Genomic DNA, 17042 nt, shown 5'->3' on the forward strand with positions numbered 1-17042 from the left:
ATCGCGAGCATGCTCGCTCCTACAGGTTCGCGGCAGACATTTCTTATGAGGTAGCGACATGAGCACAGCAGACTTCCTCGGCAACCTCTTCCCCGAGGCCGGCAGCATCCCGGAAAAATACCTCTTCGACGCGCAGATCGAGCAGCGCGAATACCTGGTCGACGGCGTCCTGAAAACCTGGCCCGGCGCCCTGGCCACCGTACGCAGCCCGGTGTACCTGAGCAGTGCGGCCGGCGATGAACAGGTCATCCTCGGCAGCACGCCGTTGCTGGACGCCGAGACCGCCCTCACCGCCCTCGACGCCGCCGTCCGCGCCTACGATCGCGGCCAGGGCCTGTGGCCGACCCTGCGCGTGGCCGAGCGCATCCAGCATGTCGAAACCTTCCTCAAGCACATGCGCGAACAGCGCGAGGCCGTGGTGAAACTGCTGATGTGGGAAATCGGCAAGAACCTCAAGGATTCGGAAAAGGAATTCGACCGCACCTGCGATTACATCATCGACACCATCAACGCCCTGAAAGAACTCGACCGCCGCTCCAGCCGCTTCGAACTGGAACAGGACACCCTCGGCCAGATCCGTCGCGTACCGATGGGCGTGGCGCTGTGCATGGGTCCCTACAACTACCCGTTGAACGAAACCTTCACCACGTTGATTCCGGCGTTGATCATGGGCAACACCGTTGTCTTCAAGCCGGCCAAGCTCGGCGTACTGCTGATTCGCCCGCTGCTGGAGGCCTTTCGCGACAGCTTCCCGGCCGGGGTGATCAACGTGATCTACGGCAGCGGCCGCGAGACCGTCAGCGCCCTGATGGCCAGCGGAAAAATTGATATCTTCGCCTTCATCGGCACCAACAAGGCGGCCAGCGACCTGAAGAAACTGCACCCGCGCCCTCACCGTCTGCGGGCGGCATTGGGGCTGGATGCGAAGAACCCCGGCATCGTCCTGCCGGAGGTGGACCTGGACAACGCGGTCAGCGAAGCGCTCACCGGCTCCCTGTCGTTCAACGGCCAGCGTTGCACCGCGTTGAAAATCCTGTTTGTCCACGAAGACGTGGTCGACACCTTCATCGAGAAATTCAACGCCAAACTGGCCGCACTCAAACCTGGCATGCCTTGGGACAGTGGCGTGGCGCTGACGCCGCTGCCGGAAAAAGGCAAGGTCGATTATCTGCATGGTCTGGTGGCCGATGCCGTCGAGAAAGGCGCGAAAGTGGTCAACCCCAACGGTGGCGCGGCCCGGGCGTCGTTCTTCTACCCGGCGGTGTTGTACCCGGTGACGCCGCAGATGCGGGTCTATCAGGAAGAACAATTCGGCCCGGTGGTGCCCATCGTGCCGTACCGCCACCTGGACACCGTGATCGATTACGTCCTCGAATCGGACTTCGGCCAGCAACTGAGCATCTTCGGCACCAACCCGGTGGCGGTCGGCCGCCTGGTCGACACCTTCGCCAATCAGGTCGGACGCATCAACCTCAACGCCCAGTGCCAGCGCGGCCCGGACACCTACCCGTTCAACGGCCGCAAGAATTCGGCCGAGGGCACGTTGTCGGTACATGACGCGCTGAGGGTGTTTTCGATCCGGACCCTAGTCGCCACCAAATTCCAGGAGACCAACAAGGACCTGATCAGCGAGATCATCAGTGGCCGCAGCTCGAGCTTTTTGACCACCGACTACATTTTCTGAGGAGGCGAACCTGAGCAGGTCCCTGGAGCATCGACTGCCACCACTGCTGCGCCGGCTGCTGCGTCCGTTGCTGGACCCGTACCGGCGCTATCGCCATGCCAAGGTCATCCACGCGGTGCGCGTGTCGCTGGGGTTGCTGGCATCGATCCTGCTGACCACCGGCATTCATCTGCCCCACGGCGAATGGGCGTCGGTGACGATGCTGGTGGTGATCGGCGGTTTGCAGCACCACGGCAATATCGGCAAGAAGGCCGCGGAACGGGCCATCGGCACCCTGGTCGGAGCGGCGATCGGTCTGTTGCTAGTGCTGCAACAGGCCTGGCTCGGAATGCCCTGGCTGACCTATTTGGTGATGGCGGTGATCTGCGGATTTTTCTCCTATCACGCCATCGGCAAAGGCGGATACACCGCACTGCTGGCAGGTATCACCGTCTTCATCGTCGCCGGTCATGGCGACAACCCGATCTCCGACGGCTTGTGGCGCGGCGTCGATATTCTGATCGGCATTGCGCTGGCCTTGGCATTTTCCTTCGCCCTGCCGCTCTACGCTGTCTATTCCTGGCGCTACAACCTGGCCGACGCCCTGCGGGACTGCGCGAAGATCTACGGACGGATCATCGACGGCCAGCCCGTCACCGCCGACGAACACCTCAAACTCGTGGGTCGCCTGAACGCGGTGATGGTGCAACTGCGCTCGCTGATGCCATCGGTGTCCAAGGAAGTGAAGATTTCCATGACCGAGCTCGACGCCATCCAGCGGCACTTGCGCATGTGTGTCAGTACCCTGGAGATTCTGGGCAATACGCGGCCGGATGGCGGGGATGCTGAAGCGATGGGTCAGCTGCAATCCGAGTTCAAAACCGAACATCGGCTGATCCGGGTGCAACTGATTGGCATGGCCCGGGCGCTCAAGACCGGTGAATACCTGCGCCTCGAGCGGTCCGCGCCAGTGCCGTCGGACTCCCTTCAAAACACGCCGATCCATAGTTCTCAGGACGGTTACCGACTGTTGATCCGCCAGTTGGCGGCCAATATCGGCGAGATGCGCCAGCGTCTGGCCAGAACCGCGCCGCAGTGGAGCATTTAGGAGTTGGTTACCGCCTTGCGAAACTTCAGACTCCACCCCTGCTGCATCCCGGCAGCCGCCAGCAAGATGGCGACCACGCCGATCCATTGCAGCGGTTCCAGACGGTGACCGAAGGCAAACCAGTCGACGAAGATCGCTGCGATCGGGTAAATGAACGACAGCGCGCCGGTCAATGCGGTCGGCAGTTTTTGGATGGCGCCGTACAGCAGCACGTACATCACGCCGGTGTGCACGATGCCCAGGGTCACCAGGCTGGCCCAGGCACTCGGCGCCTGTGGCAGCGCTGAAAAGTTCGCAAAGGGTGCGAGCAGCAGCACGCCGGTGCTGACCTGAATCAACGCGATCAGATGCGGTGGTGTACCGGTCAGGCGCTTGATGATCAGCGCGGCAATCGCGTAAAGGAATGCGGCGCCCAGCGCCAGCACGATGCCAATCAGGTATTCATTGCCACTCTCGCCCTGCCCGCTGTGTGCGCTGACGATTGCCAGCATGCCGAGGAACGAAACGCCCAGCCATGAGAGTTTCTGCACGGTGATTTTCTCGTTGAGAAACACTGCGGCCAGCCCCACCAGCATGAACGGCTGAACGTTGTAGACCGCCGTGCCGATAGCAATGGAAGCCCGTGAGTAAGACGCGAACAACAGCACCCAGTTACCGACAATCGCAACGCCGCTGAGCACAGCCAGCAGGAAGGTGGTGCGGGTCAGGATCCCCGGACGGAGGAAGCCGAATGCCGCGCAAATCAGTAACAACGTGCCCGCGCCGAACAGGCAGCGCCAGAACACCACATCCAGAACCGGTTGCCCGGACACCAGCACAAACCAGCCGATGGTGCCGGAGATCAGCATGGCGGCGGTCATTTCCAACGAGCCATGGCGTATTGTCTTGTCCATCTTCAGACTCCTCTGTTGATGGGCAAAGTATGACAAGCCGCGCAGGGGCTACTCCAGCGCATAAATCAGGCTAAACTCGGCATCTGCCTTCTTTATCAAGGCAATTGTTGAAAACTGCCTAATTGAGGATTTCATCATGACCGACGATATCGACCAGGTGCTGATCAGCGCCTTGATGGAAGACTCGCGACGCTCGCTCAAGGCATTGGCGCAGATCAGTGGTTTGTCTTCGCCCAGCGTCGCCGAGCGCCTGCGCCGCCTGGAAGAACGCGGCGTACTCAAAGGCTACACCGTTGAAATCGATCCGAAATGCTTCGGCTATCAGCTTCAGGCCATCGTGCGGGTTCGTCCACTGCCGGGCCAGTTGCATGAAGTGGAGCGGCAAATCATGGCCATTCCCGAGTTCACCGAGTGCGACAAGGTCACCGGCGAAGACTGTTTCATCGCGCGCCTGCACGTACGCTCGATGGAACAACTGGACGCCCTGCTCGATCGCCTCAACACGCTTGCGGAAACCAACACGGCGATCATCAAGAAAACGTCGGTCAAACGCCGGTTGCCGCCGATGGCGTGAGCCTTCGCACAAATCGCAGTCAATAAAAAACCCGCCGAAGCGGGTTTTTCATTTCAGAGCTACTGATCAGTCGTCGCGGCTCATGATGCCGAAGATCTGCAACAAGCTGATGAACAGGTTGTAGATCGATACATACAGGCTGATGGTTGCCATGATGTAGTTACGCTCGCCGCCATGAATGATGGCGCTGGTCTGGAACAGAATGCACACCGAGGAGAACAGCACGAAACCTGCGCTGATCGCCAGTTGCAGACCGCTGACCTGGAAGAAGAAGCTTGCCAGCGTCGCACCCAGCAGGACGAAGAAACCTGCGGTGATGAAACCGCCGAGGAAGCTCATGTCCTTGCGGGTGATCAGCACGTAGGCCGACAGACCACCGAACACCAGTGCGGTCATCGCGAACGCCGAGCTGACGACTTCAGCGCCGCCCTGCATGCCCAGGTAACGGTTGAGGATCGGGCCGAGCAGGAAACCCATGAAACCGGTCAGGGCAAATGCCGACACCAGGCCCCAGGCCGAATCACGGAGTTTGTTGGTGAGGAAGAACAGACCGTAGAAGCCGATCAGCACCACGAAGATGTTCGGGTAGCCGACACGCATCTGCTGAGCGACGTAGGCCATCAGGCCACTGAATGCGAGGGTAAGGGCGAGCAAGCCGTAAGTGTTTCGCAGGACGCGGCTAACCTCTAGCTGCTCAGCCTGCAAGCTGTTATTAACTGCGTAATCCTGTTCGCGCATGGCGACACTCCTGTTGGTTTGTAACGTTCAGACGCAAAGATCATAACAGACGCTCTGTAACAAGCTATGCAGAGAGTTTGACAGTGTGTTTCATTCAGGTATTATGGCGCCCGCAACAGATACGGAGGTGTGGCCGAGTGGTTTAAGGCAACGGTCTTGAAAACCGTCGACTGTAACAGGTCCATGAGTTCGAATCCCATCGCCTCCGCCATCTTCATACGACAAAGCCCTGATTATTCAGGGCTTTGTCGTTTCTGTAATCCGTAATTTCGGCTCAGCCCATACTCCAGCCCACACCTTAGAAAAATCACTGTTTTTCGACAACTATCCATTTCGGCTGGCAGAGGGCACCAAATCAGCGGCAACCGGCCCTGTCTACTTTTAATCCAAACCAGATTGATCGCCATGCGGACGTACGGGCTCGCCTAACGGACAAACGACTGTCGATGCCTATTTGGACAGAATTACGATCGGGGTGTCTTTCTTCACGATGTATGTCGCAAGCTCGGAGCCAGTGGTGCTGCCGATGTTCGTGGCGATATGAGCGGTGCCTTCCGGGATGTACAAGGAGTCGCCGGCTTTGAGCGTAACGGCCGGCTGCCCTTCAAGCTCATACTTGAAGGTACCACTGATGACATACGCCACCTCAACACCTGGGTGAGAATGCTTCGGTGCTGCGACACCTGGATCGAAGTCAACGCGTACCTGGATAACTTCTCGATCGGAGACACCCAGATCACGCTTGACGAGATCTGTACGATGCAAGCCTGTCTGCCAGCTCTTCGCTGCCGGCGCACCTTGTACAGCTGCGGAGTTTTTCACGTCTTCAGCGTGGGCGATCGCCGTCATTCCAGAAAGGGAAACGGCGGCGGCAATGGCGGCACCAAACATGCCGATAGTTTTGCGGGCGTTGAAACGAGACATTGAGCTTCTCCGATGAGTGCACGGTTTAGGCCGTGTTTTGTTCCGCTGATGCGGTGAGTCCATTTCGAGCCAACGGTGTATCTCATAGGTGTCGGGGAGACCGGGGTTTTGTATCGGAAACTCGCTAAAGACATCAGAGATACACTGCGCTACAAACCACACCCCCACTCGCTTCATCCGCAAGGGTTGCATTGTTAATTGGATGAAACACTTCGTGCCCCAAGTGGTTTTGATCACTGGCTGATTTCGTAAAAGTAATACTGAAGTATTAGACGCACATATAAATTGGCTACTCGATCAAAACCTATGTGCAACTGCCCGCTTTCCTCCAAAAAGATACCCTGAATCCAAGGCTTCAGAGGAAAGCATCATGAAAAAGCTACTGATAAAAACAGTCGGCATCCTGTCCTCACTGGGTTCCATATATTTGAACTCGGCAGTTGTAAACATTGACTGCGAATCAAGTGTGGAGGATCAATTCCTCGAAAGCGGCTCGCGTTGTACCGGCGCGGCCCATTCAATAACCATTCAATCAAGCTCAGCGGCGATCCAGGTGATGACCAGTGAAGACCTGGTTGCCGGGTCGCATCTGGTCAGCCCGCGTAAATTCTACGTCCATCATGGCATTTACCTGGGGGACGGCAAGGTAGCGCACTATTCAGGGCTGAGTTCCTCGCTCCAGGCCGGCCCGATCGTTGTCACCGACCTGGAACATTTTGCAAGCGGAAACTCAGTTTTAGTTCATCCAGAACACTGCGGTTTCCCAAGCGACGAGATAATTGATCGCGCCCTTTCGAGAGTGGGAGAATCGCAATACAAAATCCTCTCGAATAACTGCGAGCATTTTTGTAATTGGTGTATCTACGGACATAGCTACAGTTCACAAGTTAGCAAGTACTTTCATCAACCACTTCGTTTGTTTCGGCTGATGTTTTCATCGAAAACCGGACTCATTGCTTGAGTTCGAGCCGCTGTCTTCCCGCACGAATTTTCAGTTCGCCTTTGAGTGCCACCACCAGCCTGGTTTCCTGACGATGCATCAACGGCAGGTTGTGAGCATGCAGAGGCAGCTCAAAGCGCATGGCTGTGCCCGCCCCACCGATGCCCCCCCCCGCGAGACATCAATCCAGACCGGATAACCATTGGGCACCAGCGCCAGTGATTCCGAGTTTTCAACGCTCATGCTCCCCACAACGTTCATCTATAGGCAGGACTTATGCAGCGCATTGCATATCGGTCTTGGACGCTATCGATCAATGGGCAGAAGATCACTCCACACCTCAGCAACACCAACCAAGCAAACCCGATAGGAGATTCACCATGCAACAGTCCCACGCTTACAACGACACCAGCCTCGAACTGACCGCTAAAATTCTGGACGCCAAGGCTCGTAAAAATCTGTCCTTCGAGGACGTCGCTGAAGGCACCGGCCTCGGCCTGGCTTATGTCACCGCTGCCCTGCTCGGCCAACATCCACTGCCCGAAGCCGCTGCAAAAGTGATCGGCGAAAAACTGGATCTGGATGCCGACTCGATCGCCCGTCTGCAAGTCATCCCACTGCGCGGCAGCCTGTCGGGTGTACCTACGGACCCAACCATTTACCGTTTCTACGAAATGATCCAGATCTACGGCACCACCCTCAAAGCCCTGGTTCACGAGCAGTTCGGCGACGGCATCATCAGCGCGATCAACTTCAAACTGGACATGAAGAAAGTAGAAGACCCGGAAGGCGGTCACCGTGCAGTGATCACCCTCGATGGCAAGTTCCTGCCACTGCGTCCTTTCTAAGTTGCACCGGCATCTGTAAATCGGCCCGCAATCTCTGCGGGCCTGCTTCAAAAACTTACTGACCCTTATCGACCACCACATTTGATTGGAGGAACCGTCGTGAAAAAAATTCTGCTTCTCGCCCTGTCCCTGACGGCCTCGCTGTCAGCTTATGCACAACAAGCTGTCGTCGCACCAGAGGCTGTTCCATACGCATACGGGATGCAACTGGACATTGCCAAAGTTATCCACATCACGCCTACGGCTGATGTCTGTGGTCCAACTCCGGTGCAAATGACCTACCGCGATTCCCACGGTGAAACGCACGTCCTGGAATACAGCGTAACTGGTAGCGGCTGCACCAACTGATCATCACTCAACTTAAACAACCCTCAAAGGCAGACATCATGAAAGCACTCATCGAAGGTTTTTCGAAGTTCCAAAAAGAAGCATTTCCACAACGTACCGAGCTGTTCAAGCACCTGGCCACAACGCAGACGCCAAAGACGCTGTTCATCAGCTGCTCCGACAGCCGCGTCGTTCCCGAACTGCTGACGCAACAAGAGCCGGGCGAACTGTTCGTCATTCGTAACGCGGGCAATATCGTGCCGTCCTACAGCCCTAATCCCGGTGGCGTCTCAGCCACTATCGAATACGCCGTCGCTGTGCTGGGTGTAACGGATATCGTGATCTGCGGCCACTCGGATTGCGGCGCCATGACCGCTGTCGCCAAGTGCAAATGCATGGATCACCTGCCAGCGGTTGCCGGTTGGTTGCAACATTCCGAGTCGGCAAAAGTCATCAACGAATCGCGCCCTCATGCCAGTGAAGCCGCCAAAGTAAGTTCGATGGTTCGGGAAAATGTCATCGCTCAACTGGCCAACCTTCAGACCCATCCGAGCGTGCGCCTGGCTCAGGAAAAAGGTCTGGTGAATCTTCATGGTTGGGTCTACGACATCGGGGCTGGTTCGATCGATGCCCTGGATTCCGACAACAAGACTTTCAAGTCTCTGGTCAAGAATCCAACCACCTGTGCCGTCCAGGCTCGTCCCGCGAAAGCTGTAGCCTGATGCCTGGCGGGATGAGCGACTGATGCCATTGCCTCAAAGATCCAGCACAAGGGGGGCGTCGCCCTCCTTCGCTTGTGCAGGCACCGCGCAGCAAATCAGCACCTCCCCTTCGGCCGGCATTTCAGCCGGCAAATTCAGATAGTGCACTTCACCACTGACCAGTTTGGTACGGCATGTACCACACGATCCTCCACGACAGCTGAATTCCGGATTCAGGCCACGGCTCTCGGCCAGTTCCAAAAGGCTCCCACCACCTGGTTCCCTACGTGCCTCCTTGGATGAGGTTAGAAACAACACTTTCAGCGGACTCGTTGACGCTGGAATCTGCTCGACAGCCGGAGTCAGTTGATCCCTTTGACGGACCAATGTCGAAGGCTCGGCTTGCTCCCGAGATGTACTGAGGACAGTTGCCGAACGCATGAACCACAGAAACGGGAAAACCGCCTGAGGGGCGGTGCGGATATTACCGTTCATTCGATTTCGCCTTCGGGTCTTGAGATCGATACCCAATAACCCGACAGCAGCACCTTGTTTCAGTGCCCATTTGACCGGATCCCCATCGGCTGGTAGCCGATCGATCTGAAGAGTCCGCAGATCCGGTGATTCGATGAAACCTGGAGGCCCTTCGATCAACGTGGTCCAAGGCATCCTCGATCATCGACCGCACCTACGATCAGATAGGGCAGCTGGTTGTAGAGCAGGCGATGCTGGCCGGGCATATAGTCGCGGACGACTTTACGCCCAAATATCTCCATGTGATCCGCAACACCGACGCTCTGCTGCAGTAGCCGTTCACCCTCATGCCAGGGCGATGTTCCTGGCGCGTCCGATTGATTCATGATCACCTCTACGCATTGGTAACCCATCAAACTGTGAAAAGTCCGAGGATGCGATTAGGGGACTTGCGGTGTCTCGTACCAGGCTTGATCAGGTGTGGCGAAACGCATTTTTTTCCGGATGAATGCCGCATTGTCGGCACTGGTTATTTGCTCAAGCAGCAGGAATGCAACTTCAGTGGCGGTGCCTGGTCCGCTGGAAGTGATGATGTTGTCGTCAACCACTATGGGCCTGTCGATGAAGCGAGCGCCGGTCTCCAACAGTTGACCTTTTCGCTTGCCACCTTCCTGGTGATAGGTCGTGGCGTTGCGGTCACGAAGTACGCCCGCTACACCAAGACACACGGATGACACGCATACGCTGGCGACCGGTTTACCCGACTCGACAAAGTGGCGAATGGTGTCCAGAAAGGGCTCGCTCAGTGCCTCCTCATAGAAACCTGAAGGCTCAAATCCTCCCGGCAAGGCCAAGGCATCGAAACTGCTTACGTCCACTTCGCTCAACAGAAAGCTGGGGTTAAGCGTAAGGCCGAATGTGGTCACTATCTTTTTACGAAGGCCTGCATTTACCAGCTCAATGGGGTATTCACCCAGCAAGTCGGCCCATCCGAGTACGTCCGTGAAAGCAGCCATTTCCAACGGCTCAACACCGTTTGCCAGCAACATAAGCACGCGTTTCATGTCATAGAACCTCTGCCTTGGAGCGAATAACCGTCTGTGTTGCCATGCTCCGCTCCAAGCGCAATTGAGGGAACGACCACAAAATACAATCCACTATTTCACGGTCTGAAATGCCCGATTTTCGTTTGTATCAGTCTGTAGCTCAGGCTCTCGCAGATACATTTCCATGCGCACAACGGGTCGCCCAGACACATACGAGACAACACATCCGGTTCAAATGGGCCTGTCGCTTCTCCTCTCTCCTCACATACAGGAACACCGAATGAACAAGTTATTCGCAGGTCTGGCGCTCACTGCGGCAATGTTCAGTGCTACCGCGGCACTGGCGGCTCCAGTTAAACCAACCGTTGTGTTGGTGCACGGTGCCTTCGCCGACTCCAGCAGCTGGAACGGCGTCGTCAAGATTCTGGAAAAAGATGGCTACCCGGTGATCGCTGCTTCGAACCCACTGCGATCCCTCAAGGGTGACGCGCAGTCCGTGGCGGATGTGTTGGCGAGCATCAAAACCCCTGTGGTCCTGGTTGGGCATTCCTACGGTGGCCCGGTGATCAGTGAGGCTGCCTACGGTAAAGCCAACGTCAAAGCGCTGGTGTACGTCGCAGCAGTTGCACCAGAGGCCGGAGAATCCACCGCAGACCTGGCAGGCCGGTTCCCAGGTAACACCTTGGGTCCAACGCTGGCTCCGCCCGTTGAACTGGCCGACGGCGGTAAGGATTTGTACATCCAGCAGGACAAATTCCACGATCAGTTCGCCGCGGATGTTTCGAATGCCGATGCAAGACTGATGGCCGCAACCCAGCGCCCAGTGACCGTGGCAGCGCTCAATGAGGCATCGAGCGAGCCCGCCTGGAAAACCGTTCCGTCCTATTTTGTTTATGGCGACAAGGACAAGAACATTCCTGCACAAGCGCAAGCATTCATGGCAGAGCGGGCGCACGCGAAGAAGACCGTTGTGGTCAAAGGCGCATCACACGTGGTGATGGTGTCGAATCCGAAGGTCGTAGCGAGCCTGATTGAAACAGCTGCTACTGCTAATTAACCATTTGCAGCGCCGCTCAGTACCCGGGGGCGTTGTAATCATTCAAGAGCATCCGGCTTCATGGCCGGATGCTCGCGCAGGCCATCGACAATAAAATCCACGAAACTGCGAACCCGCATTGAGGCCTTGCGTCCCTCGCGGTACACCACATGCACCGGCATCGCCGGCAATTCATAAGGCTGTAAAACCCGGCGCAACCGCCCACTTCTCAGATAGTCATACAACGGATAGCTCAAACAACGAGTAATCCCTGCGCCATTGGCAGTGGCATCAATAGCCGCCTGAACCGTTGCGCAACTTATTCGAGTCCGTGCCTTCACGGGGTTCACGACACCGTCTTCTAGAAAATCCCACTGGATCTTTTCCCGATAAGCACGCGTGGCCACTAATCGATGATCTCGCAAATCGTCTGGCACTTTCGGTTCACCATGCGCCTCAAGATACGCAGGACTGCTGCATACCATCGAACGCACGTGCCCCACTTTGCGTGCGACCAACGATGAGTTTGGAAGGTCACCGACCAGCACAGCCACATCGATCCCCTCCTCATTCATGTTCGGAATCCGATCATGGTATTGGGCGTAAAGATTCACTTCAGGGTATTGATCCATGTAGCTCGATAGCAACGGGGTCATGACATGCCGGCTGAACAGCAATGGCAACAGAACCTTGAGGTTGCCCTGTGCCTGAACATGTAGCCCCTTGGCCGAAGCTTCGGCGTCCTCAATACCCTTGAGGATGCGAGAACAGTCTGCCATGAAGCCAGCGCCCGCCTCGGTCAGCGTTACCCCACGCGTGCTGCGTTGTAGCAGCGCAACACCGAGTCGCTCCTCCAGGCGGGCAATAGCGCGCACGACCGTCGGCCCGGATACGTCAAGACGTCGGGCTGCAGCGGCCAGACTTGGATGCTCCGATAGCGCTTCGAACATCAGCATTTCATGGTATCGATCCATCAGTGTGAACCCTTCACCACAGCTTTAAGCGCCGTATCTCGTCCCAATCGATCCACAAGAAAATCTACAAAGGTACGCACCTTCGCGGGGATTCGACTGCCTTTGAGGTACACCACCTGAATCGGCAGTGCTGGTGGTTCGAACTCTTCGAGCACCAACTCCAACTCACCCGCTGCAACCTGGCCAGCAACTTGATAAGACAGAACCCTGGTGATGCCCCAGCCGGTGCTCGCGATATTGATGGCGGCTTGATTAGCGGTGACGACCAGGCGGGGTTCGAATCGGAAGCTGAGCTCGTTGCCTTCATTGTCAAATTGCCAGTCGCTCAGCAGATGGCTGGCCGAGGACATGACAATGTTGGCTGTGCTCAATTCGCCCGGATGGCGTGGTTTCCCATAGCGCTGAAAATACTCGGGAGTGCCACATATCACCTGACGGACTTCACCGACCTTGATGGCGTGCTGATTATTTTCGTGCAGATGGCCGATCCGGATTGCGACATCAATCCCCTCGTCAGCCATGTTGACCACCCGATCAACCAGCAAGGCATTGACATGAACCGAGGGAAACTGGTCGACGTATTCCGCCAGAAGTGGCGCGATGTACAACTCGCCAAACAGCACCGACGCCGTCACGGTCAAATGTCCGCAGGGAATCGAATAGCTGCCGGCGGCGGCCTCTTCCGCTTCTTCAACCTCACTCAATATCCGTCGACAGTCTTCCAGATAGCGTTGTCCTGCTTCCGTCAGATGCAAACTGCGGGTCGTTCGAGACAAAAGCTGAGTGCCGATTCGTTCTTCCATCGCGGCGATGGCGCGAGTGACACTGGGGGGCGAGATGTTCAGCAGACGAGCCGCGGCAGCAAAGCCCTCCTCCTCGGCGACCGCCATGAAGATCTGCATTTCCTGAAAACGATCCATAAGCGACCTTTTTTTGATGAAAGCAATCCGGTGCACTTGAACGCTACAGCGTACTGAACGGGTTGTAATTATCGTTTGCTCAAATGCTTTTCGCACAACCGTGATATCGGCTGCAATTACAGAAACCGATCAAAAGAAAATTGGGGGAACAGGAAACGCCGAAGCTTGCCGGGGGTAATCCCGGCAAGCTTCCAAACGATTGGCTCAAGCCTCTTGCAAGCCCTTCGCGGTGCGTTGCATGCCCACGAAGTTTGGCAGAGCTTCGATGCTGCTCAGCCAGGCACGAACACTGGGGTAATCAGTCAGGGCGACATTGCCTTCAGGCGCGTGGGAGATATAGGTATACGCGGCAACGTCAGCGACGGTTGGCGAACTTCCAGCCAGGAATTTGCTCTGCCCCAACTCCTGTTCCATGACTTTGAGCAAATTGTGAGACTTGCTGATGGCATCCTCAGCGTTGTAGCCGGCGCCGAAAACGGTAATCAGACGAGCAGTGGCAGGTCCCGAGTTGATCTGGCCCGCAGCAACGGAAAGCCAGCGCTGGACTTTCGCTTGCTCCAATGGATCGCTTGGCAGCCATTGACCCTCGCCATATTTGGCAGCCAGGTAAACCAGAATCGCATTGGAGTCCGCCAGAATCGAGCCGTTGTCATCAATCACCGGCACTTGACCGAGGCTGTTCATGGCCAGGAATTCAGGCGTTTTGTGTGCGCCTTTCATCAAGTCGACAAATACCAACTCGGTAGGAACACCGAGCAGAGACAACATCAACTCAACGCGATGCGCGTGGCCGGACAGAGGATGGCGATACAGCTTGATTGGTTGCTGGGACATGACGTACTCCGATTGTTATGGACATTCGACTCGGTGATCGCGTCGATGGCGCTATCTTGCTCTGCCCTCGGAAACAGCGGAATGACCAGCAATTACAATCCAGCATTTCATCCTGCGTAATTATCGATGCCCGCGGTGGTACCCAGCATCAAGTCCATGAAGGCGACCGACGCAGCACTGTGATAGTTGTTTTTACGCCTTAGAAGCGCGGCTCCGCGATGGGGTCCCTTGTCCAGCAAAGCGATCTTGCGCAGGGCGCGATCCTGGGTAGCGATAGGTTCAGGAAGAATGGTGGCAACCGCTGTATGCCGAATGACCTCCAGCAAGGTATTCACGGAATTCACTTCAATCGCCACTTTGGGAGTGATCTGCGCTTTGGCAAAAAACTCGTCAATGCTGACCCGCGTGACGAAGTCTGGGGTCAGTAGCGCATATTCGAGCTGAGCGAGCTGCTCCGTGGTCAATGCGCTCTTGCACTCATACAGCGGATGGTCGCATCCCACCATCAAACCCAGGGTTTCGGTGAAAGCCGGAATGGACTCGATGTCTGGATTTCGAACCTGGTCAAACGCAATGGCGATATCCAATGAATCATCCGCCAGGCCTGTTTCGATGTCCGCCATCGACAACTCGAATATTTCGAGATGAATGTTTGGGTAGTGGCTCATGTAATCGCGCACCAAGGGCCCCACAAGGTACGCCATGAACGTCGGCGTCATGGCTAGACGCAAGGTACCGCGAGAAAGGTCCTTCACATCGTGCAATGCACGCTTGCCAGCTGCCAACTCCACCAGCACGCGACGTGCACACGCGATATAGGCCTCCCCGGCATCGGTCGCCCTCACCGTACGTGAGGTTCGATCGAAAAGTACTACGCCGAGGGTTTCTTCCAGCTGCCGGATCTGTTGAGACAGCGTCGGTTGGGACACATGCAGCACCTGCGCAGCACGAGTGAAACCGCCGTGATCCGCCACTGCCAGCAAATAGCGCAAGTGTCGTAGCAGCATGTGAACGCCCTCCTATAGGAACCACTAATACATCGCATTGTATATCGGCCACGGATGCTATCGGTTTATCGCTATTCGGCACCGGTTTGACTTTCTGATGCCAGCCAGCAAATCAGAATCTTCCAGGACCTTTCTGAATGGATTGTTTCATCCAGCACAATTGAGTCGTAACAACCCTGCTTATTCTCTAATCATTCCTGAATAGCGAGACTGATCAACACAAGCAATTGACTGAGTTCGGGTCATTGAAACGTTGCTCAACCGGGAGTCCACTCATGATTGATGTCACTCATTCTTGCGAACAGAACCGCTGGTTGGACAATCCGGCCATGGCGCACACCGAATACGAGAGCAGTTATTTATTGCCGCAAATGATGGGTGCGCTGGCCAGCGAATCAGGGTCGGTTCCAGTTGGGCACCACTGGAAAAAACCTGGGTACAGGATTTCTTTCATGAGTCTGCTCGCTCCAATCCTGTGCGCCATAAAGCTTCGTTTTTCTCTCCTGAATCACGTTGGCCAGCACAGACGCCGTGCAAACTTCCCAGAGAATTGAGATGACCTACGATTTTGATTTATTCGTCATTGGTGCAGGTTCAGGTGGCGTGCGAGCAGCGCGATTTGCTGCGGGCTTCGGCGCAAAAGTGGCAGTAGCTGAAAGCCGCTACCTTGGAGGCACGTGCGTAAATGTTGGCTGTGTGCCTAAAAAGCTTCTGGTGTACGGCTCTCATTTTGGCGATGACTTCGAACAGGCGGAGGGCTTTGGCTGGACTGCCGGCAAGGCGCAATTCGACTGGGAGAAGTTGATCTCCAACAAGAATCGCGAGATCGAGCGTCTGAATGGCATCTATCGCAAGCTGCTGGTTAACAGTGGTGTGATCGTCATCGATGGCCATGCACGCTTGACCGATGCCCACCATGTCGAAATCAACGGAAAACGCATCAGCGCCGAACGCATTTTGATTGCGACAGGCGGCTGGCCACAAATACCCGATATCCCGGGACGCGAGCATGCGATTACCTCGAACGAGGCGTTCTTTCTCAAGCAGTTGCCAAAACGAGTCCTGGTCGTCGGCGGCGGCTATATCGCGGTTGAGTTCGCCGGGATTTTCAACGGCCTGGGAGCTGACACTCGCCTTCTGTATCGCGGCGATATGTTCCTTCGCGGATTTGATAAATCGGTTCGTATCCACTTGATGCAGGAGCTGACCAAGCGAGGCCTGCAACTGGATTTCAACACCGATATCGTGCAGATCGACAAGCAGTCTGATGGCAGCTTGTTGGCGACACTCAATGACGGTCGCAAGCTGGAAGCCGACAGTATTTTCTACGCGACTGGCCGCCGCCCGATGCTCGACAATCTGGGGTTGGAAAACACCCGTGTCGAACTCAACGACAAGGGCTTCATCGACGTCAACGATAATTTCGAAACTCGCGAACCTTCGATCCTGGCATTGGGTGATGTGATTGGCCGGGTTCAGCTGACACCGGTAGCAACAGCGGAAGGCATGGCAGTCGCCCGCAGGCTCTTCAAACCCGAGCAATATCGTCCCGTCGATTACCGGCATATTCCCACGGCCGTGTTCAGTCAGCCGAGTATCGGGACCGTCGGGATGACCGAGGAACAGGCGTTGGAGAATGGGCACAAAGTGGTGGTTTTCGAAAGCCGGTTCAAACCCATGAAGCTCACACTCACGGACTCAGATGAGCAGACTTTGATGAAGCTGGTGGTGGATGCGCGCACTGATCGGGTGTTGGGCGCGCATATGGTCGGCCCGGATGCCGGAGACATCATTCAAGGGCTGGCAATCGCGCTGAAGGCAGGTGCCACGAAGCGCTTGTTCGATGAAACCATCGGTGTGCACCCCACCTCGGCAGAAGAGTTCGTGACGCTGCGCACACCGGTTGAGGGCAGATGACGGTGGACGGCTTATCAGATGCATTTTGCGGTCGTCCATATCGCCGGGCCAGCACCAAAGTAGCCGGCTTGACCGGCCGAAAACGGCCAAAAGCAGCCAAATGTAATCGGCAATTTCC

Annotated in this window: 20 protein-coding genes, 1 tRNA gene and 1 pseudogene; 11 read left to right on the top strand and 11 right to left on the bottom strand. The window is 56.2% G+C overall.

Annotated features, from left to right (window positions below; all coding sequences use genetic code 11):
* The first annotated feature begins 58 nt into the window (after nucleotides 1–58).
* A complete protein-coding gene (locus K9857_RS16485) occupies nucleotides 59–1684 on the top strand; it encodes an NADP-dependent glyceraldehyde-3-phosphate dehydrogenase (protein ID WP_224537494.1) in 1626 nt (541 codons plus the stop codon).
* A gap of 43 nt (nucleotides 1685–1727) precedes the next feature.
* On the top strand, nucleotides 1728–2771 hold the full coding sequence (locus K9857_RS16490) for an FUSC family protein (RefSeq protein ID WP_224537550.1): 1044 nt from the start codon (nucleotides 1728–1730) through the stop codon (nucleotides 2769–2771).
* Here K9857_RS16490 and K9857_RS16495 read toward each other — a convergent pair.
* Nucleotides 2768–3664, bottom strand: coding sequence for a DMT family transporter (locus K9857_RS16495; RefSeq protein WP_224537495.1), 897 nt, complete (start codon nucleotides 3662–3664; stop codon nucleotides 2768–2770). The two genes, K9857_RS16490 and K9857_RS16495, sit on opposite strands and share 4 nt — an antisense overlap.
* Nucleotides 3665–3800: 136 nt before the next feature.
* Between K9857_RS16495 and K9857_RS16500 the strand changes: the two genes are divergently transcribed.
* Nucleotides 3801–4238 carry an Lrp/AsnC family transcriptional regulator gene (locus tag K9857_RS16500; protein WP_224537497.1) on the top strand — a complete coding sequence of 146 codons (438 nt, stop codon included), beginning with the start codon at nucleotides 3801–3803 and terminating at the stop codon, nucleotides 4236–4238.
* 66 nt (nucleotides 4239–4304) lie between these two features.
* Here K9857_RS16500 and K9857_RS16505 read toward each other — a convergent pair whose 3' ends face one another.
* A complete protein-coding gene (locus K9857_RS16505) occupies nucleotides 4305–4976 on the bottom strand; it encodes a Bax inhibitor-1/YccA family protein (protein WP_224537499.1) in 672 nt (223 codons plus the stop codon).
* Nucleotides 4977–5099: 123 nt separating this feature from the next.
* Between K9857_RS16505 and K9857_RS16510 the strand changes: the two genes are divergently transcribed.
* Nucleotides 5100–5187, top strand: a tRNA-Ser gene (locus K9857_RS16510).
* Nucleotides 5188–5426: 239 nt separating this feature from the next.
* Here K9857_RS16510 and K9857_RS16515 read toward each other — a convergent pair.
* Nucleotides 5427–5900: a cupin domain-containing protein gene (locus K9857_RS16515; protein WP_224537500.1), complete on the bottom strand. Its 474-nt coding sequence runs from the start codon at nucleotides 5898–5900 to the stop codon at nucleotides 5427–5429.
* Between the two features lie 370 nt (nucleotides 5901–6270).
* Between K9857_RS16515 and K9857_RS16520 the strand changes: the two genes are divergently transcribed.
* Entirely contained in the window at nucleotides 6271–6861 is a 591-nt protein-coding gene (locus K9857_RS16520) for a lecithin retinol acyltransferase family protein (RefSeq protein WP_224537502.1), read from the top strand.
* Here K9857_RS16520 and K9857_RS30290 read toward each other — a convergent pair.
* A complete protein-coding gene (locus K9857_RS30290) occupies nucleotides 6851–6982 on the bottom strand; it encodes a hypothetical protein (protein ID WP_263487890.1) in 132 nt (43 codons plus the stop codon). The two genes, K9857_RS16520 and K9857_RS30290, sit on opposite strands and share 11 nt — an antisense overlap.
* Nucleotides 6983–7220: 238 nt before the next feature.
* On the opposite strand from K9857_RS30290, the gene cynS reads away from it, so the two are divergent.
* The 3 genes from cynS to K9857_RS16535 all read left to right on the top strand — a co-directional run bounded on the left by cynS (nucleotide 7221) and on the right by K9857_RS16535 (nucleotide 8737).
* Complete coding sequence (gene cynS / locus K9857_RS16525; protein ID WP_224537504.1) at nucleotides 7221–7688, top strand: cyanase; 468 nt, start codon at nucleotides 7221–7223, stop codon at nucleotides 7686–7688.
* Nucleotides 7689–7787: 99 nt separating this feature from the next.
* Nucleotides 7788–8036 carry a DUF2790 domain-containing protein gene (locus K9857_RS16530; protein ID WP_224537506.1) on the top strand — a complete coding sequence of 83 codons (249 nt, stop codon included), beginning with the start codon at nucleotides 7788–7790 and terminating at the stop codon, nucleotides 8034–8036.
* A 38-nt stretch (nucleotides 8037–8074) separates the two neighbouring features.
* Nucleotides 8075–8737, top strand: coding sequence for a carbonic anhydrase (locus K9857_RS16535; protein ID WP_224537507.1), 663 nt, complete (start codon nucleotides 8075–8077; stop codon nucleotides 8735–8737).
* Nucleotides 8738–8770: 33 nt separating this feature from the next.
* Here K9857_RS16535 and K9857_RS30560 read toward each other — a convergent pair.
* From K9857_RS30560 to K9857_RS16550, 3 genes and pseudogenes are all read right to left on the bottom strand, one after another.
* Nucleotides 8771–9112: pseudogene (locus K9857_RS30560) on the bottom strand (2Fe-2S iron-sulfur cluster-binding protein); the annotation flags it as partial.
* A gap of 254 nt (nucleotides 9113–9366) precedes the next feature.
* On the bottom strand, nucleotides 9367–9576 hold the full coding sequence (locus K9857_RS16545; RefSeq protein WP_224537511.1) for a hypothetical protein: 210 nt from the start codon (nucleotides 9574–9576) through the stop codon (nucleotides 9367–9369).
* 54 nt (nucleotides 9577–9630) lie between these two features.
* Nucleotides 9631–10254, bottom strand: a complete 624-nt coding sequence (locus tag K9857_RS16550; RefSeq protein WP_224537513.1) for a DJ-1/PfpI family protein — start codon at nucleotides 10252–10254, stop codon at nucleotides 9631–9633.
* A gap of 262 nt (nucleotides 10255–10516) precedes the next feature.
* Here K9857_RS16550 and K9857_RS16555 point away from each other — a divergent pair, with 262 nt between their 5' ends.
* On the top strand, nucleotides 10517–11293 hold the full coding sequence (locus tag K9857_RS16555) for an alpha/beta fold hydrolase (RefSeq protein WP_224537515.1): 777 nt from the start codon (nucleotides 10517–10519) through the stop codon (nucleotides 11291–11293).
* A 38-nt stretch (nucleotides 11294–11331) separates the two neighbouring features.
* On the opposite strand, the gene K9857_RS16560 is transcribed toward K9857_RS16555, so the two are convergent.
* From K9857_RS16560 to cynR, 4 genes are all read right to left on the bottom strand, one after another.
* Complete coding sequence (locus K9857_RS16560) at nucleotides 11332–12246, bottom strand: LysR family transcriptional regulator (protein WP_224537517.1); 915 nt, start codon at nucleotides 12244–12246, stop codon at nucleotides 11332–11334.
* Nucleotides 12246–13166 carry a LysR family transcriptional regulator gene (locus K9857_RS16565; protein WP_224537519.1) on the bottom strand — a complete coding sequence of 307 codons (921 nt, stop codon included), beginning with the start codon at nucleotides 13164–13166 and terminating at the stop codon, nucleotides 12246–12248. Before K9857_RS16565 ends, K9857_RS16560 begins: the two co-directional genes overlap by 1 nt.
* Before the next feature lie 204 nt (nucleotides 13167–13370).
* Nucleotides 13371–14000: a glutathione S-transferase family protein gene (locus K9857_RS16570; protein WP_224537522.1), complete on the bottom strand. Its 630-nt coding sequence runs from the start codon at nucleotides 13998–14000 to the stop codon at nucleotides 13371–13373.
* A 107-nt stretch (nucleotides 14001–14107) separates the two neighbouring features.
* Nucleotides 14108–15007 carry a transcriptional regulator CynR gene (gene cynR, locus K9857_RS16575; RefSeq protein WP_224537524.1) on the bottom strand — a complete coding sequence of 300 codons (900 nt, stop codon included), beginning with the start codon at nucleotides 15005–15007 and terminating at the stop codon, nucleotides 14108–14110.
* 275 nt (nucleotides 15008–15282) lie between these two features.
* On the opposite strand from cynR, the gene K9857_RS16580 reads away from it, so the two are divergent.
* Both K9857_RS16580 and gorA read left to right on the top strand, forming a co-directional pair.
* Entirely contained in the window at nucleotides 15283–15561 is a 279-nt protein-coding gene (locus K9857_RS16580; RefSeq protein ID WP_224537526.1) for a hypothetical protein, read from the top strand.
* Nucleotide 15562: 1 nt separating this feature from the next.
* A complete protein-coding gene (gene gorA, locus K9857_RS16585) occupies nucleotides 15563–16924 on the top strand; it encodes a glutathione-disulfide reductase (RefSeq protein ID WP_224537527.1) in 1362 nt (453 codons plus the stop codon).
* Nucleotides 16925–17042: the final 118 nt, after the last annotated feature.

It is taken from the genome of Pseudomonas sp. REP124 (assembly GCF_020164475.1).
In the GTDB taxonomy this organism is placed as follows: domain Bacteria; phylum Pseudomonadota; class Gammaproteobacteria; order Pseudomonadales; family Pseudomonadaceae; genus Aquipseudomonas.